This window comes from Methylomonas sp. PHL2-19, assembly GCF_059331595.1.
In genome coordinates, this window is record NZ_CP196839.1 from 3,791,135 (window position 1) to 3,817,522 (window position 26,388).

Consider the following 26,388-nt stretch of genomic DNA (forward strand, 5'->3'; position numbering starts at 1 on the left):
AGTGTCGACACTTGGCATTGCTTCGCCCTAATCCCCTTTTACGCTAGCTTCGCGCGATGGAGGATGTGGCGGCGCGACTTGGCCAGTATGCCCAGCAAACCGCCCAGGAACAGCCAAGCCGTAGTCGGCAGCGGCACGGCGGCGACCCGCAGACTGCCGTTGGTTGCCAAGTTGGAAAAGTCGAGTAGCCTGCGGTCTATGCCGGCGACACTGATGCGGTCCGGGTTTAAACTGCCGCTGAAGCCGGCGAAGTCGAATAACTTGAAAACATCGCCGGCGACCGGCGTGAAGTTACCGCCGAACACCAAGGACAGGGTGCCGTTAAAATCAAAATGGCCGATATTCAGTAATTGATCGTATTGGCTGCCCGGCTGATTACCGAAGATTTCCATCGTCAGCACCGAACTGGCACCAAAGCGGAGGCTGCCGCCGTGGAAGTCGATGGCGGCCGGGCTGTTGCCGGGATTGTAGCCGCCGCGAAAAACAACGTTGCCGCCAAACCCACCGGCACCGTTGACATCGTTCAGGAAAGTCAAGGTGCCCCTCGATCCAGTCACCAGACCGTTGTTGGTGAAGTCGCCCAGAATGCTGGCGCTACCGGTGTAGCTCAGAGTGTCACCGTCGCCCAAATCGATGCCGTTGATGCTGCCCAGTTCGCCGCCCTTGCCCAAACTGGTGGAGACGCCCAACTGGGCTTTATCTTTATCCAGCAACGTCACTTGATTTGAGCCGACATCAAGCTTGCCGCCAAATTCGAAACCTTGATTGGAATTGACGTTGCCCAGCACCAGTTTGCCGCTATTGGCGCGGATGGTGTTGGCCGCCGTGCCGCCGCTCACTGTCGTTGTCAGCGTGCCGTAACCGGACAAGGTGCCGATGTCGTTCATATCCAGATGGCTACCATTATGGAAGACGATTAGTCCGCCGTTCACTGCCAGCGTGCCGGCCTTTAGCGAGCCGCCGTTTAGCCATAATAGACTGCCGCTGTTGACGTTCAGGCTGTTGGTTACCGCCAAGGTTTTGCCGCTGGTCAGGATGGTGGCCGGGCCAAAAATCTCATTGCGGCCCAAGGTCACGCCGTCGGCACCGGTGATGCTCAAGATGCCGGCGAGCCAGTTAAACTGCCCGCCAGGCCCAGGGCGAACGTCGTCTTGATTGACGACTTCGAGCGTGCCGCCGTCCAGATTCACGACGCCGGCTCTTAAAATTCGGAAGCGTCCGCCAACCGAAACCAGGCCCTGGTTTTCGATGTTGAGCAATCCCCGTCCGTTAGAGCCGATGATCAGATCGCCTTGGTTCCACCATTGCGAGCCGTCGCCATTGACCATCACCTTGCCCAAGCTGCCGATGGCATTGCCGATGACCGCGCTTGCGCTTTCCACTTTTCCGCCATTTTCCACATTCAGCGTGCCGGTGCCTTGATTGCCTAACGTTAGGCTATCCCGGATAGTCCATGTCGACCCTTGGCCTTTGATACTTGCCTCCCCCACACCGCCACTGGCATTGCCGATAGTTGCTCTGTCACTTTTCACGCTGCCGCCGCTATCGACGACTAAGCTGCCATTACCCTGATCGCCGACAAACAGCTCGCTTTTGTTAAGCCATTGGGCGCCCAAACCCTGCACGTTTACCCGGCCGATACTTTGCGATTTTGCGCCGACGTAACCGAACTGGTTGCTGACGGTGCCGCCAGGACCGACGAGTAACTCACCTCTGCCGCCGCGCTCGTATCCAACCGACAAATTGCCGATGCTCAGCATACTGGAGCCCGAGTCCTCGATTAAAACTTTGCCCTTGCCCTGATTGCCGATAATGGTAGATTGGCTTTCCATGCTCCCGCCCTTGACGATATTCAATTCGCCCGCACCTTGATCGCCGATAACGCTTTGGCCGCTTACGACTATGCCGCCGTTAGCGATTTTCAAACTGCCTTGGCCAGGCGAACCAATAAACAGGCTCTGATTCGTCCACCGCGATCCGGCGCCGTCGATGGTGACTAAGCTGGGATGCATGGTGTTACCGCCACCTATGGTGCTTTTGCCGGAGTTCAACACACCGCCATTGGTCACGCTCAGCGTGCCTTCACCAAGATAGCCAATGTGCAGATCGTTACTATTGGTCCAACTCGATCCCAGGCCATCGATAGTCACTTGGGCACCGTTGCCGATAGACGCCGTCTTACTGATCACCGAGCCGGAATCGAGAATATTCAGGATGGCTTTGCCGCGCGTGCCTATGTTCATGTTCCCGCTGTTGGTCCATTTCGATCCCGAGCCTTGGACGGTCATTTCCGCCGTACTTCCCTGGCCGGCGCCGATGACAGCCGAGACACTGTCCAGCGTACTCCTGCCTTTCACCAGCAATTGTGCTTGTCCGGTTTCGCCGAGAATCAATGGGTTATTGCCTGCGGAAACCCTGGCGTAGCGTAGCAAGGTCAGGGAATGGTCGCGCAAACCGGCGAATTGATTCACTTGCAAAAAGCCGCCGGGGATATTGCCGCCATCCCAGATCTGATCGGCGCCGATAATGATCGGCATATTGATGGTTTGCAGATTGCGGCTGGCGTTGACGATATTGCCGATGCTGACGATGCGATTGCCGTTTAGGGTAAACGCCCTGGCATCGGCCGCAAAGGTCATGCCCTTGAAGGCCAGGCCTTCCGGGCCGTCGTTAAGCGGCGTCAACCGGGTGTGGCCTTTGAAGACCAAGGTATCGTAATGTTTCGGCAGTAATAATGGGTCGTTATTGAGCCAATTGGTATTGGGATGAAGGAAGTCGTTGTTCGAGTAAAACCAACTGTCGCTGTCGCCGCTGCCGTCCCAAACCAGCTCAGAGGCAAGGACGGGTGAGGGCAAAAGACCTTTAGCTAGGATGCCGGCCAACGCCAGCGCTAATGGGTGAGCTTTGAAATATGGGCGGGACATGGTGCGGCTCCTGAGTAAACGATAAAAGTGTGGTCTCGGAGGCGGTTAGTGGCTAACCAATGTCCGATGGTTGGCGTTTACTGGTCATTTCTTGTGCCAATTGCCGCGAGTTTGCTGCTATTGCCCGGTAAGCGATTGTTTTAATGTTGTTTTGGTCTTGTTGTTTAAGGCATTTCAGGTTGGCGGCAATGAGCCGGCGGGCGGAAGCGGCGACGATATGTCGTTCGAGTGACGAAATATCGTTGATTGCCAGGCCGATCAGCCCGGTACGCAACGCCTAGCTTTTCGCTTTGGTCAACATACTCGTGTTTGAATGGTAAGTGGTGCTTACACCACTGCTGGCGTTGCCAAGACGTGGTTTCCAAACTCCCATTTGAAAACCAGAAAAAGCAGGATTTCAGGCTGTTAAAAATCTTTTCCAACGCATCTTATTCAGCCATCAACCCGGCGATTTGGGCTTTGGCGTTACATTGGCCGATGGCCTCGGCTATCTGAGACGGCGTGAGTTTATGTTTAACGGCAACCGTTCCATACCAATCGAATGCTTGATATTCCTTTTGCGCAAATGTGGCGATCTGGCATTTTTTAGCGGGCGAGTTGGCAAACGGCATTGGGCTATCGGCCGGCAAGGGTTCCATGCCTTCCGAGCTAGGTGCGTAAATCAAAAAATCGCCGTTCATCGCCAGGACTGCGCGGTATTGCTGGGCGGTGGTGAAATACAAATCACCGACCGCAATATCAGCTTCTGTTAGCCACAGATTTTTGTTTTTCTTAGTCTTTTTCATGGGGTGATTCATTTAAACAGGTATGGGGATTTTCAAGTATCGGGATTCGCGCGCAGTTTGGCCAGAATAAAATCGGTGTGCGAGACGCCAAGCAGGTCAGCAATCTTCCGCACCAGATACTCCTCTTGCGGATCGATAGTGCCGTCGGCATAAGCGATTTGCCAGAGAGATTTAACAAACTTTATCTTTTCCTCAGGACCAAGGCATTGGTTGATTGTTGAGGTAAATTCGTAATAATCAACCGCCTGCTGACGCTTGTGTTCCGCCTTGGCCATCAAGGCTTCAGCCTGTTCGGTGGAGAGCGAAAAGCACTTTTGCACCAAGGACAGGATTTTGGTCCGTTCGACATCTTGACAGACATCGTCCATGGTCATCATTTCGGTCATTAAGGCAGTCAAAGCCTCTTGAAGCTTTGCTTCCGCAGCCTCCGGTGGCGGTAAGGACAGGTGTTTTTCAAAAAACAGTTTAATTTGCTCGAGCATATTGGGTTTGGCATACATTGCAGATAATTAAATAACCCGTTAATCCTATTACACGGCCCCTATTTCCGAAGATTGTCATTCCGCCCAGGATCGCCGTAATCCAAATGCCATCGCGTGGTTAAGGCAGCAATAAGAAACCGGCAATAAAGTGAAATCTCCCAAGCTAACCAGCCTAAGCGTAATGAACACTCAAACCGCCAAAATCGACAATCACAAAGCCAAGTTGCCGAAAAAGCTTTATATCGCAACCGATGGCTCGTTGAAGTCATGCGTTACCGGGCCATTGCTGGAGCTGCCTATCGATTTTCAGGCGTGGCCGCCAATGGACACAAGCAATATCGTTTTGTTTGTCAACAAAGCCGCTTAGTCTCGCTACAAACCCGGGTATTTTAGCGGTTTGCCCTTGGTTACGCTGAAAGCGGGCCTTAAAGCAGCAAACACCTGGATTCGCTGCCCATCCAAGATCAGCAGCCCTTCACTGGCTTGATTGCTCCCGGCGATTCAGCATCAGGTGGGCAAGACGATTACCAGCTTCAATCAAGGGATGGATCACAAAATTGGCGCCCGCTTTTGATAATTGCTGCTCTTCCACACCGTGGTAACAAATACTGCTGATCTGCCCCGTGAAACCGCGCTTCCTAAGCTGAGCCACAGCAGTCAAACGCACCTCGAATGCCGGCACCGTCAGGATAATGCCTTTAACCTTATGCAAGGGTAAACCGCTCCATAACTCGGTGTCCTCGGCGTCGCCGTAGAGCACCCTTCTGCCGGCGGCAAGATGATATTCCAGCACGGTAGGGTCGGCATCCAAGCCAACCACCCTTTGCTCTTGCTGGCACAGGGTTTTATAGACCACGCCACCGGTTCGGCCCATGCCTATCACCAGCCATTCGGCGGCGCCGAACGAATCCGGCAGGCGGTCCGGGTGGTCGGACTTTCTTTCAAACCTCACCAGCAGTGGCTCTACCCAGGAAAACAAGCGATGGGAATAACGGTTTAACGGTGCGGCAATGGCCAGCGAACCGGCCACCGCCAAACTGATGATAGCGTTCCATTCCGCTGGCAACAGTTGAGCTTTGACGACGGCGCTGGTGGTAATCAGCGAAAATTCGCTGTACGTCGTCAAGGCCAAGGACGATACGAAAGCAGTACGCGCCCGGAGTCCGGCGACCACAAATAGACCAAAGAACAGCGCACATTGCAAAGGCAACAACGCCAGCAATTGCAAGGCGTCCATAATCTGCGCCCGGTTCGGTAAGTCACTGACACCAATCTGCAAGAAGAACGCCACCAAAAACAGCTCTTTCAAGCCCCAGAGTCTATCGCTTAACTCCTTGATCCTGGGATGATTAGCCAACATCACGCCGGTCAACAAAGCACCAATATCCGCGGCAATACCCACACTTTCCGCGGCGACGCCGCCGGCCAGCGCCAGCGTTACCCCCAACAGCAATTTCAGTTCCGAAGATCGGCTGACCGACAATACCCGATGCGCTATCGGCCGTAACAGCGGCACCAGTAACAAAGCCAATGCCCAAGGCGTAGGCTGCCTGCCTTCCGCCAGCGCCAACAAACCGATTGCCACGATGTCCTGCAAAATCAGGATACTCATGACATCCCGGCCATGCAGCGACGACAATTCGCCGTTATCTTCCAGCACCTTGATCGCCAACACGGTGCTGGAAAACGCCAAACTGAGCCCCAGCACCAAGCCGCCGGTCACTCGCTGCTCTAGCCACAGAAACACCAGCGCGGAAATCAACGCCATCAACATTAAATGCAAGCCACCGACGCTAAGCACTTCTCGACGGATCAGCGAACTGGGCTTGAGTTTTAAACCGACCGAAAACAACAATAATTCAATACCGATCTCCGCCAAATGGTGAAGATCCGGCAATACCGCAATGCCCAGGGCATGCAGTACGTAACCAGCGACCAAATAACCAACCAGCGGCGGAAAAGACAGGCGGCTGGCTACCAAACCAGCGATATATGCCGTACTAATCCAAGTTAATTCCATCATATCTATCAACCAAAATAAAAACGCCGTTTAATATATCGGGATCGTAACCTGTTTTAAAAGGTTACTGGCTAATTTTTAAACAGCTACGCCACTTGCGCCTGGATTTTCCGGACGATCTAGGCCCAACTATTTTCGCGGAAATCCCAAATTTTAGCCGTCCGAGCAAGCCCATCATCTGTACAGAAGGTTGATAGGCCGAGTGTTTTACCGCATCATCCCTATCGATTCGCCCTCCCCCTTTTTACCGGTACGCAACATGAAACACCCCGAATTCCCGTTAACCGACGAGCTGATTTATCTCAACCACGCCGCCGTAGCCCCCTGGCCGAAACGCACCCGCGCAGCGGTGATTCAATTTGCCGAACAAAACTGCCAGTTCGGCTCGCATTACTATCTGGATTGGTTGAAAAAAGAAAACGAAATCCGCCGCCAATTGCAGACCTTATTGAATGCACCCTCGGCTAACGATATTGCGCTGGTGAAAAACACCTCGGAAGCCTTGTCTTTCGTGGCCTTTGGCTTACCCTGGCAAGCCGGCGACAACATCGTCTCCAGCAACGAAGAATTCCCGTCCAACCGCCTGCCCTGGCAAGCCTTGGCCGAGCGCGGCGTCGAGTTTAGAGAAGCCGATTTGCACAGTGCCGCAACCCCGGAAGATGCCCTGTTTGCGCTGGTGGATGGCAATACCCGTTTGTTGACCATCAGTTCCATTCAATTCGCCTCCGGCCTGCGCATGGATCTGGAGCGCATCGGCGAGTTTTGCCGGCAACGCGGCATTTTGTTTTGCATCGACGCGATTCAAAGCTTGGGCGCCGTGCAATTCGATGTGCAAGCTTATCACGCCGACTTCGTAATGGCCGACGGCCATAAATGGCTGTTCGGCCCGGAAGGCCTGGGGGTGTTTTACACCAACCCGGCCGCACGCGACCGGCTCAAGCTGAGCCAGTACGGTTGGCACATGATGAAGGACACCCATAACTACGAAAACCTGCCTTGGGAGATCCATCCCGGCGCCCGGCGCTTCGAATGCGGCAGTCCCAACATGTTAGGCATTCACGCCTTGTCGGCCAGTTTGTCTTTATTGCTGGAAACCGGCATGCCGACGGTTGAGGCCCTGGTTCTGGAGCGCAGCGCCTACCTGCGCGAAGCCATCAGCGCCAACGCCGAGCTGATTTTACTGTCGCAGCGGCACAGCCGTTTGCAGTCCGGCATCGTCAACTTCAAACACCGATCCATAGACAATGAGGTGCTTTATAAGCATTTGCAAAAAAATGGTGTGGTTTGTGCCCTACGCGGCGGCGGAATCCGCTTTTCCGCGCATTTTTACAATACATTGGCGGAATTGGATCGGGCGCTAATACTGGCCACAGCGGTTTCGGAATGACGTTCGCCGAACTGTATTGGTACGAATATTATCGGTAACTTTTGCCTGATTAAACGGGCCGAAGGCATAGACAGCCGCTTTGCCCAGACTTCCATAGCACCCGTGCGGGTTTCCGGCCGCTGCGAGGGCATCCTAAAAAGTCCCGGCGGCATATAAAATTCCCTCGTCTGCGTCCCCCAACATCTCGAATGCACATCCGGCTGGCGGTAAGGCGCCGCCAAGCGGTTTAGCAGTGCCGCCACAAGAATCGGCGGCACCACTGGACATCTCGTGCTTGCATTCTGGATGTTTTTACATGCCAACGGCGCGCTTTAAAATGCGGTTGCAGTCACGGGAAGTGCGGTCTCATTCATTTGATAAACACACTGCCGTCGATAGACCCAACTACTTGATAACGGCTACCAGAACAAACGTCTTGTTACGGAGCAGGACCAGCACCTAATTTTTTATATAAAAATCGGAGATGCGCTTGGTCAATGGACAAATTCTGTTTGACCGGCATCATCAGTTCTACCTTTCCCCTACCCCTTTGTGCAGTTTTCGCAAGCTATCGGCTTCGTTAGACTCAACCCTCAATGCAGTCACCACCCCAAACAATTAGGAGAATTGAATGAAAAAGACACTGTTTCCGGCGATCGGAATGTTGCTTGCCGGTTTGGCAAGCTCCGGCCATGCTGCCGTCACCACCATCGATTTCAACAGCATTGCTTTACATCCCACCAATCACGAAATTTCAGTGCCCAAACCCTATCTGGAAGACGGCTTCAAGTTGAGCACACTGGCCGGTGTATCATTCCAATTAAGCGGCGGAACCCTCTACGCGATCATGCCTGCCAGCCCTTATTGGACCGGCAGCGTCGGTTTGTATTCCGGGGTAGTCACCAATCAAGGTAGCGTCTTTTTACTGGAAAAACGGGATGGCGGTTCGTTTGACTTACTCAGTATGGACGCGGCGTCGTTTTGGACAATTGCCAGCGGCCGGCAGTTCTCTGTTTATGGCTACCCGCAAGCCGGCGGCTTCGTCAGCCAGTCATTCCTGCTTGACGCGACCACAAATACGCTGGAAACCCTTTATTTCAACGATTCCTTCAAAAACCTGAATAAAATTATCTTCAGCTCGACCTATGCGCAGGTTGACAACATCAAACTGGGCCTTCCTTCGCCGATTTCGGCCGTACCAGTTCCCGGCGCGGCCTGGCTGCTGCTGAGCGGCTTAGGCTTCATCAGTCGACGTAATATCGCCAAGGCATTACGCTGGTCCCGTTAAACGCAACTGGTTAATTCGTCGCGTTTCAAGACAGTAAGGCTAAATCCACAGGGCGGCAATAGACAAAGGCATATTTCGCCCTGTGGCGGCGCTGATTAATCCGGTCCTTTACCGTTCGCCCTAACGCAGGGCCAACCACCTCAGGCTCCGCCGGGCTCAGCCCGAATGGCGTATCAGCGATGAATAGGGCCGGGTTAATTACTTACGGCGCAATACCCGCAGGCTATTGCGTCCTTGACCACGAACTACCGTCAATCGGCAAAACAATTCAGCCATCAATCCCGAATTCATCCCGCCAAAGCAAGAGCAAGTTTCCCAACAGAAAAGCCTTCTTGATCAACAAATTCGATTGAGTTTTATGTTTTCTTAACGAATATCCCAAGAATTTTTACGACATTTTTACCCGCCAATCGGTAGATTGTGACTCAGGCGATCAGCGGCAAAACCGCCAAAATTTTGGACTGTTTGACGTATTCGCCCGTCTAAAAAATGCTTAAGCATCTTTGCAGGAGGTCTATATGAGCGGGATTTATCTATTAAGCGGCGGCTTGGCGCTGCTGGTGTTTATTTATCTAGTGGTCGCGCTGTTTTATCCGGAGAAATTCTGATGAACGAAACCGGCTTCTTACAAATTTTTATCTATCTGCTGGCCTTACTGCTGCTGAGCAAGCCGCTGGGTACGTACATGGCACGGGTGTATCAAGACGAATCCATCGTCGCCAACACTTGGTTTGCCGGGCTTGAGCGCGGGCTGTATCGGCTGTGCGGCATCCAAATCCAGCAAGATATGCGCTGGCAGCAATACGCAGGTGCATTGCTGGTCTTTAACGTGCTGGGTTTACTGGTGGTTTATGGCTTGCAAACCTGCCAAGACCTGTTGCCGCTCAATCCGCAGGCCCTGCCGGCCATCAGCTCCGACTCAGCTATAAATACCGCCATCAGTTTTGCCACCAACACCAATTGGCAAGGCTATGCCGGTGAGGCCAGCATGAGTTATCTCACGCAAATGCTAGGGTTAACCGTGCAGAACTTTTTATCGGCGGCCAGCGGTATGGCAGTGTTGGTGGCCTTGATACGCGGTTTCAGCCGGCGTAACACCAACGCTATCGGCAATTTCTGGGTAGATATGACCCGCTCGACCTTGTATATCCTGTTGCCGCTTTCATTGCTGCTGGCCGTCGTGCTGGTGGGGCAAGGCGTGGTGCAAACTTTTGATCGCTATGCCACCGTCAAGCTGCAAGAACCGCTAACTTACTCGGCACCAGCAATTGATGCGGATGGGCACGCTGTTCTGGATGCACAAGGTCAACCCGTCACTCAAAGCCAACAAAGCCAACAAAGCCAGGAACAAACCCTGGCCTTGGGCCCGGCGGCCTCGCAAATCGCCATCAAGCAGCTTGGTACCAACGGCGGCGGTTTTTTTAATGCCAACTCGGCGCATCCTTACGAAAACCCCACCCCGCTAAGCAATTTTTTGGAAATGCTTGCCATCCTGTTAATCCCCGCCGCGCTATGCCATACCTTTGGTTTTCTGGTCGGCGATAGCCGGCAAGGCTGGGCACTGTTGGCGGCGATGACCTTGGTGTTTGTAGCGCTGGTGTTCGTCACCGTACCCGCCGAACAGCACGGCAATCCGGCGCTGGCGAGTTTGGGCGTTGATCAAGCCGCGTCCAATCAACAAGCCGGCGGCAATATGGAAGGTAAGGAAGCCCGCTTCGGCATCGTCAATTCCGCACTGTGGGCAGTAGCGACCACCGCCGCCTCCAACGGCTCGGTGAACGCCATGCATGACTCGTTCACTCCCATCGGCGGCATGATCCCCATGTGGTTGATCCAACTGGGCGAAGTGATCTTCGGCGGTGTCGGCTCGGGTCTTTACGGCATGATCGTGTTCGCGCTGGTGGCAGTGTTTATCGCCGGATTGATGATAGGCCGGACGCCGGAATATCTGGGTAAAAAAATCGAAGCCTTTGAAATGCAGATGGCGGCGGTAATTATTTTAATTCCCCCGCTCTTAGTGCTGGGCGGCACGGCGATAGCCCTAATGACCGAAGCCGGCAAGGCATCCATCCTCAATCCAGGCGCCCACGGCTTTAGCGAAGTGCTGTATGCCTTGTCATCCGCCGGCAATAACAACGGCAGCGCCTTCGCCGGTTTATCGGCCAATGTGCCGTTTTATAACTACCTGCTGGGCTTGGCCATGCTGGTATCGCGTTACGGGTTGATGATTCCGGTATTAGCCATCGCCGGCTCGCTGGCCGCCAAAAAACACGTACCGGTCGGCCCCGGCACCTTACCCACCCATACGCCTTTATTCGCGGTGTTGCTGATTATCACGGTGTTAATGGTCGGCGCGCTGACTTTTGTCCCGGCGCTGGCCTTAGGCCCTATCGTCGAGCAGTTGCACATGCTCGCTCATTCTTGATTTCATAGCAGGTAAGCATATGACTCACAAAGCGCTCTCGTCTTCCTTATTCGACCCTGACCTGCTTAAGCAAGCGGTTTGGGAAGCCTTTAAAAAACTGACACCGCAGCAACAGTGGAAAAATCCGGTGATGTTTGTCGTATATCTGGGCAGTTTGTTAACTACGCTGTTATGGCTACAAGCTTTGGCCGGCGATAGCGAAGAACCGGCTGGATTTATTTTAACCATCACAGTCTGGTTGTGGTTTACCGTGCTGTTCGCTAATTTCGCCGAAGCCGCCGCGGAAGGCCGCAGCAAAGCGCAGGCGGCTTTCTTGCGCACCGCCAAGCGCGATATTGCCGCCAAGAAGCTGGATGAACCGCGTTACGGTAGTAACTACACCAAAATCGCCGGATCCAGCCTGGTGAAAGGCGATGTGGTGTTGATCGAAGCGGGGGATTTTGTACCCGGCGATGGCGATGTCATCGAAGGCGTGGCCTCGGTGGACGAAAGCGCCATCACCGGCGAAAGCGCACCGGTGATCCGCGAATCCGGCGGCGATTTCAGTTCGGTGACCGGCGGCACCCGGGTATTGTCCGATTGGCTGGTGGTGCGGATTTCCGCTAACCCCGGCGAAACCTTTCTGGACCGGATGATTTCGATGGTGGAAGGCGCCAAGCGGCAGAAAACTCCGAATGAGATTGCCTTGACCATCTTGCTAGTGGCCCTGACGCTGGTGTTTTTGATGGCCACGGTGACTTTGCTGCCGTTCTCGTTGTATAGCGTGGAAACGTCTGGTGCGGGCCACCCAATTTCGCTCACCGTGCTGGTGGCTCTGTTGGTGTGCTTAATTCCCACCACTATCGGTGGCTTGCTGTCCGCTATCGGCGTGGCCGGAATTGGACGGATGATGCAAAAAAACGTGATTGCCACCTCCGGCCGAGCGGTGGAAGCGGCCGGCGATGTGGATGTACTGTTACTGGATAAAACCGGCACCATTACCTTGGGCAATCGGCAGGCTGCGGCTTTCATTCCCGCCAAGGGCATCAGCGAAAAACAGTTGGCCGATGCCGCGCAACTGGCCTCGTTAACCGACGAAACCCCCGAAGGCCGCAGCATCGTCGTGCTGGCCAAACAAAAGTTTGGTTTGCGCGAGCGCGACGTGCAATCCCTGGGCGCCACCTTTATCCACTTCAGTGCCCAAACCCGGATGAGCGGGGTCAATTTCCCCTCACCCCAGCCCTCTCCCGAAGGGCGAGGGAGCGAAAACATGCGGCAAATCCGCAAGGGTGCCGAGGATGCGATTAAACAGTATGTGACCGAACAAGGCGGCCGCTTTCCCGACGAAATCCAGAAAATGGTCGTCGACGTGGCGCGGCGCGGCAGCACGCCGCTGGTGGTAGCCGATGGCAAGCAGGCCCTGGGCGTCATCGAATTAAAAGACATCGTCAAAGGCGGCATTAAGGAACGTTTCATCGAACTGCGGCAGATGGGCATCAAAACCATCATGATTACCGGCGACAATCGTTTGACTGCTGCGGCGATTGCCGCCGAGGCCGGTGTCGATGACTTTCTGGCCGAAGCCACGCCGGAAGCCAAGCTGGCTTTGATTCGTCAGCATCAAGCGGATGGACGCTTGGTAGCCATGACCGGCGACGGCACCAATGACGCACCGGCGCTAGCGCAAGCCGACGTGGCGGTGGCGATGAACAGCGGCACCCAGGCCGCCAAAGAAGCCGGGAATATGGTCGATCTGGATTCCAACCCCACCAAACTGATCGAGATTGTCGAAACCGGCAAGCAAATGTTGATGACTCGCGGGGCATTGACCACCTTTAGCGTGGCCAACGACGTGGCAAAATATTTCGCCATCATTCCGGCCGCCTTTGCCACCACCTATCCGGCTTTGAACGTTTTGAACGTCATGGGTTTGGCCACCCCGGCCAGCGCTATACTGTCGGCGGTGATATTCAATGCGCTGATCATCATCGCCTTGATCCCGCTGGCTTTGAAAGGCATCAAATATCAGCCGCTCGGCGCCGAAAAACTTTTGCAAAACAATTTGCTGGTCTACGGTGTCGGCGGCTTAATCGTGCCGTTCATCGGCATCAAGGCGATTGATTTGATACTGGTAACGATGAATCTGGTGTAGGAGAAAAACATGATTAGCTACTTCAGACCTGCCGCAACACTGCTACTGTTGCTAACCATCCTCACTGGCGGTATCTATCCGTCGCTGGTCACTTTACTGGCGCAAGGCGTTTTTCCTGCCCAAGCCAACGGCAGCTTGATACTCAATAAACAAGACCAAGCCGTCGGTTCTGTTTTAATCGGTCAAAGCTTTAGCCAGGCCCGCTATTTTTGGGGTCGGCCGTCGGCGACCGCGCCCTACCCTTACAACGCAGCGGCATCCGGCGGTTCCAACCTCGGCCCGACCAATCCGGCCTTGAGCGACGCGGTAAAACTGCGCATTCAAGCACTACAGCAACTCGACCCGGACAATCGTGCTCTGGTGCCTGTGGATTTGGTTACCGCATCCGCCAGCGGGCTGGATCCGCACATCAGTATTGCGGCGGCCCATTACCAAATCAAGCGCGTGGCTAAGGCGCGCAAGTTGCCGGAAAGTGTCGTTCGGGATTTGGTCGAATCGCATAGCGAGCCAAGGCAATGGCGAGTATTCGGCGAACCTAGAGTCAATGTCTTGAGTTTAAATCTGGCTTTGGACGCCTACTCGCAAGTCGCCAGACCATGAACGAACAACGCCTGGACCCCGATCAACTGCTGGCCCGCGTCGAACGCGACAAAGCCAAGGCCAAACGCGGCCGCCTGAAGATTTTTTTCGGCGCGGCGGCAGGAGTCGGGAAAAGCTATGCGATGCTGCTGGCGGCGCGCGAACGCCGCGCGGAAAATCTTGATGTGATCGTCGGCCTGGTGGAAACTCATGGTCGCGCGGACACCGAAGCGCTGTTGGCGGGATTGGAAATCCTCCCAACCCGCAAGATCGACTACAAAGGCGCCGTGTTGCAGGAGTTTGATATTGATGCTGCCTTAAAACGCCGGCCGGCCATCATCTTGGTCGACGAGTTGGCGCACACCAACGCCCCCGGCTCGCGCCATCCGAAACGCTGGCAAGATATTCGCGAATTGCTGGAAGCCGGGATTGATGTGTATACCGCGCTGAACGTGCAACACCTGGAAAGCCTGAACGACGATGTAGGGCAGATTGCCGGCATTCGTATCTGGGAAACCGTGCCGGATACGGTATTCGAGGATGCCGACGAAGTCGAGCTGGTGGATTTGCCGCCGGACGAATTGTTGCTGCGCCTACGAGAAGGCAAAGTCTATTTGCCGCAGCAAGCCCAACACGCGATTCAGAATTTTTTCCGTAAAGGCAACCTGATTGCGCTACGCGAACTGGCCTTGCGGCAAACCACCAATCGCGTCGACGCGCAGATGCTGGATTATCGTGAAGACAATGCGATTCGCGAAGTCTGGCAGGTCAACGAAAGGCTGATGGTGTGCATCGGCCCGAATGTGCTGGCTGAGCGTCTGGTCAGAGCCGGTAAGCGCTTGGCGACCAGCCTGCGCTCGGCCTGGATCGTGGTATACGTGGAAACGCCCGAATTGGCGCGCTTGCCCGCCGAAAAGCGCGACGGTATTTTGCGGGTTTTGCGGCTGGCGGAACAGCTTGGCGCCGAAACGGTGACACTCAGCGCGCCGGAGATGAGCGAAGCGCTCATCCGCTTTGCCCGCGAACGCAATATCAACAAAATCGTGGTCGGTAAGCCCAGCCGGCGCGGCTGGCGGCGCTGGCTGTTGGGTTCTGTGGTCGATGTATTGATCAGCCACGCTCACAATATCAATATTTACCTGCTGGGCAGCCCGCAACTGGGCGAACGCGAGGAACTGGAAGCCGAGCTGTCTTTATTCAAGAAATCACCCCTGCCCGGCCTGCGACAACGCATCCCCAGTAAAACTCGCCGACGCTATCGCGGCTATCTGTGGGCGATGGGAGTGACCTTGCTCTGCACGGCGGTGGGCAAGATGTTGTTCGGCAAGGTGGAACTGGCCAATGTGGTGATGGTGTATTTACTCGGTGTGGTGTTTGTCGCCACCCATTTCGGGCGCGGGCCGTCGGTGTTGGCCTCCTTGCTCAGCGTCGGCGTATTCGACGTGCTGTTCGTGCAGCCTTTCTACAGTCTGTCGGTAGCCGATAGCCAGTATCTGATCACGTTGTTGGCCATGCTGGTGGTGGCTTTTGTCATCAGCAATCTGATGGTCAACGTCCGCGCGCAGGCCAAGGTTGCCGCGCATCGCGAACGCCGCGCCGCGGCCTTATACGCGATGAGCAAGGAGTTGGCGGTGGCGCAAAGCGAACAGCAGATCGTCGCGACCGCTGTTAAACATCTATACGCCGAATTCAGCAGCCGCAATGTCATTTTATTTGCCAACGCGGGCGGACGGCTGGTCTATCCGAAACAACACAGCCTGCCTCAGTCTTTGCGCGGCACGGATTTGAGCGTGGCGCAGTGGGTCTACGATCACAACGAAATGGCCGGGCACGGCACCCATACCTTACCCGGCAGCGCGGCGATTTATTTTCCGATTCAAGACGAAGACAAAGCCATCGGCGTATTGGCGCTGTTACCGGTCAATTTACGCCGGGTGTTTTTGCCGGAGCAGCAGAAATTACTGGAAACCTTTTTGCGGCAAATCGGCCAGGCCGTCGCCCGTTTACGCTTTGCCGAACAGGCCAAATCGACACAATTGCAAATCGAAGCCGAACGACTGCGCAACTCCTTACTCAGCGCAATTTCTCACGACTTGCGGACCCCGTTGTCGACGATCATCGGCTCGGCCAGCGCTCTGGTCGAAGACGAAGGCCATTTACAGGCCCAGCACCGGCTGGAACTCGGCCGTGCCATCTATGACGAAGCCGAACGCATGGCCAATTTGGTGAATAATATTCTGGACATGGCTAGACTCGACGCCGGCGTGGTGGAATTAAACAAACAGTGGCATCCTGTCGAAGAAATTATCGGCACGGTGCTGACCCGTTTGCAAAAACACCTGGCCGGCCGAAAAGTCAGCGTCAGCCTGCCGCCGGGTATTCCGCTGGTATTTGTCGATGCGGTGATGATAGAGCAGGTGTTGATTAATCTATTGGAAAACGCCGTGCGCTATACCGCTGCGGGTTCCGAACTTGAAGTGTTTGCCCAATACGTCGGCAATACGATGGAAATTTCGGTCGCCGATCACGGCCCCGGTATTCCCAAAGGTCTGGAGGATAAATTGTTCGAGAAATTTTACCAAGCCCGTCATGAATCGGCGCAAAGCGGCGTCGGCTTGGGGCTGGCGATTTGCCGAGCCATTGTCGAAGTGCATGGCGGCCGGATTCGCGCTAACAACAAACCGGGGGGCGGTGCGATCTTTACCTTCGCGCTACCCAACGACGAATGCCCTCCGCTTATGGAGCCGGAGGAATGAACGTAATCCCACTGGATTTTGGCCATGGCTAAAACGCATCCCGTCATTATCGTGATCGAAGACGATCCACCGATCCGGCGCTTTTTGCGTACCAGTCTGGCGACGCACGATTTTGCCGTATTCGAAGCCGAGACCGGCAAACAAGGCCTGATTGAAGCCGGCGTGCGTAAACCGGATTTGCTGATTCTGGATTTAGGCTTGCCGGATATGGATGGCGTCGAGGTGATCAAGAGTGTGCGCAGCTGGTCGGCCGTGCCTATCATCGTGCTGTCGGCCCGTAGTAACGAACAGCAAAAAATCGACGCCTTGGACGCCGGCGCGGACGATTACCTAACCAAACCGTTTGGATTTGGTGAGCTGTTGGCGCGCATACGGGTGGCTTTGCGGCATGCGAGCCGGCCGGCGGAACATACGCAGGATGAGATGTTTGTCGTCGATGCGCTGAAAGTGGATTTACGCAATCGGGTTGTCAGCGTCGATGGCAACGACATTCATCTGACGCCGATTCAATACCGCTTGCTCTGCGTGCTGATCAAGCATGCCGGCAAAGTTTTGACGCATCAGCAAATTTTGAAGGAAGTTTGGGGGCCGTCGTATCAGGAAAATCCGCATTATTTACGGATTTACATGAGCCAATTGCGGCAAAAGCTGGAAAGCGATCCGACTCAGCCGAAATATTTGCTGACCGAGTCGGGTGTGGGCTATCGCTTTAAAGTGGGTTAAGCGACTATCGCCGTCTGATGGCCGCAGTGCGAAAACCGAATCAATATCCCACTTCTACCCGGTTTCTACCGCGTTGTTTGGCTTGATACATCGCGGCATCGGCCCGTTTGAGCAAGGATTCCGGGCTATCGCTACCTTTTAAGGCTGCAACTCCCAAACTGGCGGTCAGATTCAACACGTCCATGCCATAAGCCAAAGTGTGCGATTCAATATCTGCGCGGATGCGCTCGCCTATGACCATCGCACCGTCGATGTCGGTATCGCTCAGCAAAATCACAAACTCTTCGCCGCCGTAACGAAACACCGCGTCGCTGCCGCGCACACTGTCTTTCAACCAGCCGGCCAATGACGACAAAGCCAAATCGCCGCAAGCATGCCCGTAATCGTCGTTGATATGCTTGAAGTGATCGACATCCACAAAAATCACCGACAAATGCTGCGAATTACGATGCGCACGTTTAATTTCGCGCAGCAAACAGTCGTTAAACGCCGTGCGGTTGTTGGTTTTGGTTAATGGATCGGTAAACGCCATTTTCAATGCTTGTTGAAACAAGGTGGCATTTCTTAGTGGGTAAATCAGGCAGCACAACAGGCTTTCCAGCATTTTTAATTCGTCTTTGCTGAAGCGATTGCTGCGGGTTAGCTTCAACTCGCCCAGCTGCTGCTCTTCGACTTTTAGGGCATAGCTGCAAGAGTGGCGGGCCATCACGCCGCGTTTGAATTCCAAATCAAACTCTTCGTTGATGTATTCAAAGCCGTTATGCGGAATGGTATTTTGAATTTTGTCGCAGAAAATGGCGATCAACTCGTTGAATTCCAATGAAGTCTGCAAAGCACTACTGATATCGTAGTGATGCAAATTGACAGCGGTTGACGCTTCAAAGGTTTTATTACTGACTATCGCTAAATCGGCTGCTTTATCTCTCATGACGGTTCCCCGAGTCTTGAATCAAACTTCAAGGAGAATAAAGCCAAGAGCGTGCCAATTATTTTATAGCTATAAAATACAATAACTTAAACACAAACAACCGCAGGTTTCTTCAGCAAGCGGCAATTTTCCGCCGCTTAGCTGCCGCCGCCTACCTTTGCCGACTTTTAAAACAAACCCAACTGTACTTGCGCGACTTCCGACATCATTTCCCGCGACCAAGGCGGATCTAACACCACTTCGACATCAACCGAACTAACGCCGGGTAAGGCGCGGATGCATTTTTCCACGTCGCTTTGGATCACCGGGCCCATGCCGCAACCGGGCGCGGTCAAGGTCATCTGGATATGCACATCGTTGCCGCCATCGGCGTTGGGCTTGGCGCTGCAATGGTAAACCAAACCCAAATCGACGATGTTGACAGGGATTTCCGGGTCGTAGACGGTTTTCATCACTTCCCAACAGTTCTTTTCCACCGCCTTGCTGTCGGTTTCCGACACTAGGGTATGCAAATGCTGGGTTTCCTTGCCGAGGGCGTCGGCATCGATACCGGCGATCCGCACCATATGGCCGTAATCGGTCACCACGGTGTAATTGCTGCCCAAAGCCTGATGGATGGTCACTTCCTGACCTTTACTCAAGGTGCCGTGATTGCCGTCCGGAATGGTCACGATGTTGACGTCGCGGGTTAAAAATACAACTTCTCTGTCTGCCATAAGTTTCTTAAGGTTTGAAAGTTTGGGCGTCAATAATTTGACCGGTCTTGCCGATACTGGCGTCGCTGAATAAGTAAACATACAGCGGGTCCAGGCTGTTCATACTTGGCAGCCTGGTTTTATCTTCGGCCGGGAAAGCTTTCTTCCGCAAAGGTGAATCCACCGGTCCCGGTACCAAAGTATTAACACGGATTTTTCCTGCTGCTTCCAGTTCTGCAGCCAGAATGCCGGCTAAGCCTTCCAGCGCAATTTTCGCTACGCCGTAAGCACCGGAATAAGCCTGGACTTTACGCGCCGAGGAATCGGAAATAAACACGATGGAAGCATGCTCGCTGCGTTGCAGCAAAGGCAACAACACCCGGCACAACAGGAAAGGCGCACTGAGGTTGACGTTTAAGGCATGTCCCCAATCTTTGGTTTTGTAATTGGCGATGGGGCTATAGGCGCTAAATTCCACGGCCGCATGCAATACGCCATGCAAAGCGCCGTAGCGTTGCGCTATCGCTTCGGCCATTTCTTCGTATTGCGCTTCACTGGCACCTGCCAAATCGAAGGGATACATCACCGGTTCAGGACCGCCGGCAGCGACAATCGCATCGTAGATTTTTTCTAGCTTGGGAATGCTTTTATCCAGCAGAATGATTTGCGCGCCCTGCCCGGCTAAAGCCAGCGCCGCTGTGCCACCCAGACCGCCGCCGGCACCGGTAATGAGTAAAACCTTATTGCTTAATGACATAAATTAGCGTGTATCCATTCCATCAATTGTGGCGGTTGTTCGATCAAAGCGTCGGCACCCCAGGTGTCGGGCTGATCGTCGCTTTTCAAATAACCGTATAGTGCCGCCAGGGTTTTCATATTCGCGCGTTTGCCGGCGGTAATATCATGTATCGCGTCGCCGATATACACGCAATTTTCCGGCAACACCTCGGCTTGGCGGCAAGCGGCCAACATCGGTTCCGGATGCGGCTTGCTATTGGCAGTGGTATCGCCACTGATAATGCAGGCGGCTCGGTCGCTGAGTTGCATCGCCTCCATCAAGGGCACGGTAAAACGGGACTTTTTATTGGTGACTACGCCCCACTTCAAACCCAGTTGTTCTATAGCTTCCAAACTGTCGGCAATGCCGTGAAAAAAACGGCTATGTTCAGCGATATTCTGTTCGTAGGTATCCAGCATAAAGGCCAGCATCTGCTGCGCCAGACTGTCGTTCACATTTACGCAATGCCTGATCATCGGCATGGCACCGTGGGAAATGAACGGACGCACCGACTCTGTCGGCGCTTCCGGAAAACCGTGGGCCAGCAGCGTCTTGTTCAAACAGGCGATCAGATCGGGTGCGGTATCGACCAAGGTCCCGTCCAGATCAAACAGCACGCAATCCAGTTTAAATCCAGTCATGCCGGGTTACTCGGGGCGCTGAAACGCCGCTATATAGTTGACGTCTATATCTTTACCCAAACTAAAGCGCTTGCTGAAGGGGCTGTATTCGATACCGACCATCCCTTGCAGTTCCAGTCCGGCGTTTCTAGCCATTTGCCCAAGCTCGGAAGGTTTGATAAAGGTTTTATAGTCGTGCGTGCCTTTGGGTACCATTTTCAGCACATGCTCGGCGGCGACGATAGCCAGCAACCAAGCTTTCGGCACCCGATTCAATGTCGAGAAAAACACCATGCCGCCAGGTTTAACCAGCGTTGCACACGCGGCAATGACGGATGCGGGGTCGGGCACGTGCTCCAGCATTTCCATGCAGGTGACATGATCGAAGCCGGCCGGCTGTTCCTCGGCCAGTTGTTCGGCGCTGATTTTCCGGTAACTGGCGTTGACGCCGGTTTCCAGGCCATGCAAATCGGCAATATCCAGCAAGTCTTCGCTTAAATCCACACCCAAGGCATCCGCGCCGGCTTTCGCCAAACCTTCGGTAAGAATCCCACCGCCGCAACCGACATCCACCACCCGCTTGCCTGACAAATCAGCGTACTGCTGAATGAACTGCAAGCGCAAAGGATTGACGTCATGCAAGGTTTTAAATTCGCCGTTCGGATCCCACCAACGCTCGGCTTGCGAGCCGAACTTATGAATTTCGTGAGGATGTACGTTTTCTGTCGCTGTCATAATGCCAACCTGTTCATGGGGCTATAGTTTACTGTATTACTAGGTTATTCGTCATGCGCCAACTTCCGGCCCTGATGTTGAATTCAGTACCACGGCTTAAATGGCCTTTCACAAGGCTTCTTGGCGACTTATAAAAAAACGATTAATTCGCTGGATGTTCTTGCAAGCGTTCTTGCCAAAGTGTGACTTTTTGTCGCAGAGCCGGAACATCAAACGAGGTCAATTCGCGCTTGCGCAGTAACTGCTTGCCGTTAATCCAAACATCAGTCACCTGATGCCGGCCGGCGGCATAGACGATTTGCGCCAGCGGATTAAACAAGGGTTGAGTTTCCAGTTCACTCAGATCTATCGCTACCACGTCGGCCGCTTTGCCGATAACCAGTGAACCGATTTCAGCGTCCAAACCCAAGGCCTTGGCGCCGTTAATAGTCGCCATTTCCAACGCTGTCGTCGCCGATACCGCGCTGGCATCGCCTGCTACGCCCTTACCCAGCAAGGCTGCTGTGCGCATTTCCGACAGCATATCCAGATCGTTATTGCTGGCCGCGCCGTCGGTACCCAAAGCCACATTGATGCCGGCCGCCAGACACGCCGCCACCGGACAAAAGCCACTAGCCAATTTCAAATTGGATTCCGGGCAATGCACGATGTGGCCGCCGGTTTCCGCGTAAAGTTGGATGTCCTCGCTGGACAATTGCGTCATATGGACTGCAATAAACGATGGCGTCAGCAAACCCAGTTCATGTAAACGCTGTAGCGGCGTTTGGCCGTTTTTACTTTTTTGCTCGTCGACTTCGTGCGCGGTTTCGTGCAAGTGCATGTGCACGGTCAGATTCATCTCGTCGGCGTAGGTGATGACATTACGCAACGGTCCGTCCGACACGGTGTATGGCGCGTGCGGCGCAAACGAGGTGCTGATCAAAGTTTCATGCCGGAGTTGCTCGTGCAGCGCCAAACCCTTGGTCAGATAGGCATCCGCGTTTTCCGCCCAGACGGTCGGAAAATCGAACACGATCAAACCGATATTGGCGCGTATGCCGTGTTGCATGGCTTGTTGCGCGACGATTTCCGGAAAAAAATACATGTCATTAAAACAAGTCGTACCGCAGCGCAGCATCTCGGCAATCGCCAGATCGGTGCCATCTCTGACAAACGCTTCGCTGACCCGTTTTTGTTCGGCCGGCCAGATATGGTTTTGCAGCCAATCCATTAAATGCAGATCGTCGGCAATTCCGCGCAGCAAGGACATCGCGGCGTGGGTGTGGCAGTTAATCAAACCCGGAATCAGTGCATGCTGATCCAGCACTTCGAGCTGTCGGGCTTGGTACTTTGACATGGCCTGCTCAGTCGGTAACAAATCGACAATTCTGCCGTCATCTATCACAAGACTGGCGTGCTCATGGATTTCGGACGCCGGCTCTACCGGTATTATCCAACGGGCTTGAATGAGAAGGTCGACCAGCATGGGTTCTCCCGATATGCAAAGCGGCGATTATACCTCGTTAGCCGGCTTGCTCGCCTGCGGAGAACAGCGCAGGCCGCCACCCACTCCGACCCACACCCCAATTTAATTTTGCTGAACGTCATGATGCCGGAATGGGACGGGGCACTGTACCGTCTCGCCTGCGCGAAAACCCAACCCCCGCCATTGTATTGACACGGATCGCAGCCAACGGGAAGTCAATATCCCCCGGCAGTAAGTGCAAAAACACCTTAAAATAGCACTCGTACAACGGGCTGCCGCCGCATCTGATTTGCCTTTTCAACGCAAATTGGCCGCGCTTTTACCTCAAGCGCATAGGGAAAAGTAGCAGTTGCCGGGCATTTCATAACCTCCTCAAATATAGATTTAGACGAAATCATCATGACTACAACGCAAAAACTTTCCGTACAAGCCTTGCAATGGAGCGGACACAGCCTGAAAGTGCTGGACCAGCGCTTGCTGCCGGAAACCATCACCTACGACGAATACAGCGACGCCGCCGGCGTCACCGAGGCCATTGCCTCGATGCGGGTGCGCGGCGCGCCGGCCATCGGCATCGCCGCTGCCTACGGCGTCGTGCTATCGGCACTGCGGCATTATCCAAATACAGAATGGCAAAGCCTGGTGGAACAGGACATTCAACAGCTGGCCGCCTCCCGGCCGACGGCGGTAAACCTGTTCTGGGCGCTGGATAAAATGCGCGGCCTGATGGCGCAAAATCCGCCGGAACCCGTCGCCGCACTAAACCAATTGGCCGAGCAAATCCACGCCGAAGACATCGCCGCTAACCACGCCATGGGCGAGCGCGGCGCGGATGTCATCGGCAATGCCAAAGCCGTATTGACGCATTGCAACGCCGGCGCGCTGGCTACCGGCGGTTACGGCACCGCGTTGGGCGTAATTCGCAGTTTGCACCAGCGCGGTCACTTGCAAAACGTCTACGCCGACGAAACCCGGCCTTGGCTGCAAGGCGCGCGCTTGACGGTGTGGGAACTAGCGCAAGACGGCATCCCGGCCACGCTGATCGCCGATTCGGCGGCGGCCTGGTTGATGAAATCCGGCAAAATCGACTGGATCATCGTCGGCGCCGACCGCATCGCCGCCAACGGCGACGTCGCCAACAAAATTGGCACTTATTCGCTGGCGGTACTGGCAAAACAACACGGCGTGAAAATGATGGTCGCCGCGCCCTCATCCACCTTCGACTTCAGCATGGAGAATGGCGACAGTATCGAAATAGAACAACGCAATCCCAAAGAATTGTTGGCGGATTGTTACTTAACGGAAGGCTCACTGGTGAACGCCTGGAACCCGGTGTTCGACGTCACCCCAGCCGCCCTGATTAGCGCCATCGTCACCGAACGCGGCGTAGTTATCGATCCCGGCCTGCACGGGGTAAGGAGTTTGGCACCATGTTAAATTTACCGCGCGGCAATAACCCTGTCTTTGCGCTGAACTGCTTGTGGCAGGGCGTGAAAATGCTCACCCACCCCGAACTGCGCAAATACCTGTTGATACCCTTGTTCATCAACATGGTGTTGTACACCGGCGCCTTCGTGCTGGGCTACCATTCGGTATCGGCTTTGATACATTCCTTTATCCCGGACTGGTTGTCCTGGCTGAATTGGATTTTATGGCCGCTGTTTTTTGTCAGCTTTTTAGTGATCGGCTTCTTCACCTTTACGCTGTTCGCCAATTTGATCGCCGCGCCGTATTACAGCCAGCTTGCGGCTAAGACGCTGCAACTGATCAGCGGCGGCAGCGCGGTCAAAGCCGAGCTGCCTTGGGACAAGGTGTTTTTCGGCGAATTACGCCGGGTCGGCTATCTGTTGTTGCGGGTCTTGCCACTACTGCTGCTATTTTTGATTCCAGTCGTCAATCTGATAGCGCCCTTTATCTGGGCAGTGTTTGCCGCCTGGGGTATCGCCATGGAATTTCTGGCGTATCCGCTGGAAGAACGCGGCCTGCCGTTTCCCGAACAGAAGCAATTCATGCAGCAAACCCGCTGGGGGGTTTTAAGCTTCGGTGGCTTGACCGGCTTGAGTTTGACCTTGCCTATTGTCAATTTAGTGATGGGTCAGGCGGCTGTTATAGGTGCGACGATTTACGTGTACCGGCTAGGGGAAGCTGAATCGTCAGCGGCCGAGCAAACGATTGCTTAACCACCATGTTAGCTGCCCAGGCTCGACCTGGTTAGACGACGTGCTGCACGTTTTTAGACTCGGGGCTTTTTCGACGCAACCGACCCTAAGCCGACATTGAGATGGTGGGCAACAAATTGCCCACCTAACAGGCTGGTGAAAAACCCGCCGATATTTCCCCTTACCCACGATGTTCGTGATTTTTTCGAGTTGAAATCGGTCATGACATCGAGTTTCAAGCGTTTTGCCCCGGTTTCAAGGGCTTTTTATTCGCCTGAAGCCGTCTGTGGACGGTTTTCAGGCGAACTTCACCCTAGGCGGGTGCACTCCACGCCGGTTTCGGCGTGAACACCAATAGGTTGAGCATGCGCGTCAGGTTGTAGGCGGCAAAGCAAAACAAGGCCTGACCCGCGACTTTGGCTAAGCCGATGTGACGGGTTTTGCGCAGGCCGCCGACCGTTTTGACCCAGCCAAAGGCTTCTTCGACGATTTTGCGGCGCTTGAGACTTTGGGCGTAACCTTTGCCGCGCGCGGTGCGGCCGTCGACGGCACTGCCAATCTTTTTGCGGGCCACATGGGCTTTGATATCACGGGACTCGAGTCCGTTGACGAACGCCGGTTGGTCATAGCCTTTGTCGGCACCGACGCTGCCACCTTGGGGCACGCGGCGTTTGATCATTTTTTGCGCGGCTTCGATTTCGGCGGTGCCGGTGGCTTGAGTGGTTTCGACATCGACAATCAGGCCGTTGCGATTCTCGGACAAGGCATGGGTGATGTAACGCAGTTTGGCCTCGGTGTATTCGCCTTTCTTGTAAAGCCGGGCTTCGGGATCGGTTGTACTTTGATGGGTGGCGTTGCTGCGCTTTTCGCCACTGAAGTCGATCTCGGGATTGCGGCCGGCGGGTTTATCGGGACCACTACCATCTTTTTTGACGAAGCTTTTGTGCGAGGCCCAGGCTTCAATGAGGCTACCGTCGACACTGAAGTGTTCGTCGGACACCAGATTTTGCCATTCGGCTATGGCCAGTACCCGCTCAAAAAATTCGCGACTCAGGGCTTCGGACAGCAGGCGTTCGCGGTTGGCACTGAACACTGTGCGTTCCCACACGGCGTCGTCGATGCCCAGACCGACAAACCAGCGAAACAACAGGTTGTAGTCCAGTTGTTCCATCAACTGACGCTCGCTACGGACCGTATACAGGACTTGTAACAGCAAGGCGCGCAGCAGTTTTTCAGGGGCAATCGAGGGACGGCCTGTGTGCGAGTAACGCTCGGCAAAGACGGCATCCATCGAGGCCAATACGCCATCAACCAGTAGCCGTAAACGACGCAACGGATGCTGTTTGGGAATACGGTCTTCCAGGCCAACATAGCTGAACCAGCTGTTTTGAATGGCATCGTGTCCGCGCATTGAAAGGCTCCAAATTTAGGTAGCCTATTTTAACAGTTAGCCGCTCATCTATGCCTTAGCTTACTTGGCTTTTCGAGTTTTTCACCAGCCTGCTAAAGCAACGAACTAACTGCGAAAA

General features: G+C 54.4%; 22 protein-coding genes. 11 read left to right on the forward strand and 11 right to left on the reverse strand.

The features are described from left to right. Positions 1–38 precede the first annotated feature (38 nt). The 3 genes from ACR02O_RS17440 to ACR02O_RS17450 form a co-directional block, all read right to left on the reverse strand. On the reverse strand, positions 39–2,924 hold the full coding sequence (locus tag ACR02O_RS17440) for a hypothetical protein (RefSeq protein WP_494522088.1): 2,886 nt from the start codon (positions 2,922–2,924) through the stop codon (positions 39–41). Between the two features lie 428 nt (positions 2,925–3,352). After that, positions 3,353–3,709: a hypothetical protein gene (locus tag ACR02O_RS17445; RefSeq protein WP_033155747.1), complete on the reverse strand. Its 357-nt coding sequence runs from the start codon at positions 3,707–3,709 to the stop codon at positions 3,353–3,355. 32 nt (positions 3,710–3,741) lie between these two features. Beyond that, positions 3,742–4,191: a tellurite resistance TerB family protein gene (locus tag ACR02O_RS17450; RefSeq protein ID WP_458137950.1), complete on the reverse strand. Its 450-nt coding sequence runs from the start codon at positions 4,189–4,191 to the stop codon at positions 3,742–3,744. A 181-nt stretch (positions 4,192–4,372) separates the two neighbouring features. Between ACR02O_RS17450 and ACR02O_RS17455 the strand changes: the two genes are divergently transcribed. After that, entirely contained in the window at positions 4,373–4,558 is a 186-nt protein-coding gene (locus ACR02O_RS17455) for a hypothetical protein (RefSeq protein ID WP_458137951.1), read from the forward strand. Positions 4,559–4,666: 108 nt separating this feature from the next. Here ACR02O_RS17455 and ACR02O_RS17460 read toward each other — a convergent pair whose 3' ends face one another. Then, positions 4,667–6,214: a cation:proton antiporter domain-containing protein gene (locus ACR02O_RS17460; RefSeq protein ID WP_033155266.1), complete on the reverse strand. Its 1,548-nt coding sequence runs from the start codon at positions 6,212–6,214 to the stop codon at positions 4,667–4,669. 256 nt (positions 6,215–6,470) lie between these two features. Between ACR02O_RS17460 and ACR02O_RS17465 the strand changes: the two genes are divergently transcribed. The 8 genes from ACR02O_RS17465 (at position 6,471) to ACR02O_RS17500 (ending at position 17,479) form a co-directional block, all read left to right on the forward strand. Next, a complete protein-coding gene (locus ACR02O_RS17465) occupies positions 6,471–7,598 on the forward strand; it encodes an aminotransferase class V-fold PLP-dependent enzyme (RefSeq protein WP_494522089.1) in 1,128 nt (375 codons plus the stop codon). A gap of 610 nt (positions 7,599–8,208) precedes the next feature. Further along, complete coding sequence (locus tag ACR02O_RS17470; protein ID WP_494522090.1) at positions 8,209–8,865, forward strand: hypothetical protein; 657 nt, start codon at positions 8,209–8,211, stop codon at positions 8,863–8,865. 518 nt (positions 8,866–9,383) lie between these two features. Further along, complete coding sequence (locus ACR02O_RS17475) at positions 9,384–9,473, forward strand: potassium-transporting ATPase subunit F (RefSeq protein ID WP_033155269.1); 90 nt, start codon at positions 9,384–9,386, stop codon at positions 9,471–9,473. After that, positions 9,473–11,290: a potassium-transporting ATPase subunit KdpA gene (gene kdpA, locus ACR02O_RS17480; protein WP_494522091.1), complete on the forward strand. Its 1,818-nt coding sequence runs from the start codon at positions 9,473–9,475 to the stop codon at positions 11,288–11,290. Before ACR02O_RS17475 ends, kdpA begins: the two co-directional genes overlap by 1 nt. Before the next feature lie 19 nt (positions 11,291–11,309). Continuing rightward, positions 11,310–13,421 carry a potassium-transporting ATPase subunit KdpB gene (kdpB, locus tag ACR02O_RS17485; RefSeq protein WP_494522092.1) on the forward strand — a complete coding sequence of 704 codons (2,112 nt, stop codon included), beginning with the start codon at positions 11,310–11,312 and terminating at the stop codon, positions 13,419–13,421. Positions 13,422–13,430: 9 nt separating this feature from the next. Further along, a complete protein-coding gene (gene kdpC, locus ACR02O_RS17490) occupies positions 13,431–14,021 on the forward strand; it encodes a potassium-transporting ATPase subunit KdpC (protein WP_494522093.1) in 591 nt (196 codons plus the stop codon). Further along, positions 14,018–16,756 (forward strand): DUF4118 domain-containing protein, encoded by a 2,739-nt coding sequence (locus tag ACR02O_RS17495; protein ID WP_458137957.1) that lies wholly within the window; start codon positions 14,018–14,020, stop codon positions 16,754–16,756. Before kdpC ends, ACR02O_RS17495 begins: the two co-directional genes overlap by 4 nt. Positions 16,757–16,780: 24 nt before the next feature. Further along, on the forward strand, positions 16,781–17,479 hold the full coding sequence (locus ACR02O_RS17500) for a response regulator (protein ID WP_494522094.1): 699 nt from the start codon (positions 16,781–16,783) through the stop codon (positions 17,477–17,479). 40 nt (positions 17,480–17,519) lie between these two features. On the opposite strand, the gene ACR02O_RS17505 is transcribed toward ACR02O_RS17500, so the two are convergent. The 6 genes from ACR02O_RS17505 to ACR02O_RS17530 form a co-directional block, all read right to left on the reverse strand. Beyond that, complete coding sequence (locus ACR02O_RS17505; RefSeq protein WP_458137959.1) at positions 17,520–18,407, reverse strand: GGDEF domain-containing protein; 888 nt, start codon at positions 18,405–18,407, stop codon at positions 17,520–17,522. Between the two features lie 167 nt (positions 18,408–18,574). After that, positions 18,575–19,123: a putative Fe-S cluster assembly protein SufT gene (gene sufT / locus ACR02O_RS17510; RefSeq protein WP_033155276.1), complete on the reverse strand. Its 549-nt coding sequence runs from the start codon at positions 19,121–19,123 to the stop codon at positions 18,575–18,577. Between the two features lie 7 nt (positions 19,124–19,130). Continuing rightward, the gene (locus ACR02O_RS17515; RefSeq protein WP_445368629.1) at positions 19,131–19,859 is read right to left on the reverse strand and encodes an SDR family NAD(P)-dependent oxidoreductase; all 729 of its coding nucleotides are present in this window, start codon (positions 19,857–19,859) and stop codon (positions 19,131–19,133) included. Next, complete coding sequence (locus ACR02O_RS17520) at positions 19,850–20,521, reverse strand: HAD family hydrolase (protein ID WP_458137960.1); 672 nt, start codon at positions 20,519–20,521, stop codon at positions 19,850–19,852. The genes ACR02O_RS17515 and ACR02O_RS17520 overlap by 10 nt, the downstream gene beginning before the upstream one ends. Positions 20,522–20,527: 6 nt before the next feature. Beyond that, positions 20,528–21,235 (reverse strand): bifunctional 2-polyprenyl-6-hydroxyphenol methylase/3-demethylubiquinol 3-O-methyltransferase UbiG, encoded by a 708-nt coding sequence (gene ubiG / locus ACR02O_RS17525; protein ID WP_458137961.1) that lies wholly within the window; start codon positions 21,233–21,235, stop codon positions 20,528–20,530. 142 nt (positions 21,236–21,377) lie between these two features. Further along, positions 21,378–22,700: a TRZ/ATZ family hydrolase gene (locus ACR02O_RS17530; RefSeq protein WP_494522095.1), complete on the reverse strand. Its 1,323-nt coding sequence runs from the start codon at positions 22,698–22,700 to the stop codon at positions 21,378–21,380. A 399-nt stretch (positions 22,701–23,099) separates the two neighbouring features. Between ACR02O_RS17530 and mtnA the strand changes: the two genes are divergently transcribed. Then, positions 23,100–24,137 carry an S-methyl-5-thioribose-1-phosphate isomerase gene (mtnA, locus tag ACR02O_RS17535; RefSeq protein WP_494522096.1) on the forward strand — a complete coding sequence of 346 codons (1,038 nt, stop codon included), beginning with the start codon at positions 23,100–23,102 and terminating at the stop codon, positions 24,135–24,137. Further along, positions 24,131–24,880 (forward strand): sulfate transporter CysZ, encoded by a 750-nt coding sequence (cysZ, locus tag ACR02O_RS17540; RefSeq protein ID WP_494522097.1) that lies wholly within the window; start codon positions 24,131–24,133, stop codon positions 24,878–24,880. The genes mtnA and cysZ overlap by 7 nt, the downstream gene beginning before the upstream one ends. A gap of 292 nt (positions 24,881–25,172) precedes the next feature. Here cysZ and ACR02O_RS17545 read toward each other — a convergent pair whose 3' ends face one another. Continuing rightward, the gene (locus ACR02O_RS17545; RefSeq protein WP_458137750.1) at positions 25,173–26,270 is read right to left on the reverse strand and encodes an IS5 family transposase; all 1,098 of its coding nucleotides are present in this window, start codon (positions 26,268–26,270) and stop codon (positions 25,173–25,175) included. Positions 26,271–26,388 lie beyond the last annotated feature (118 nt).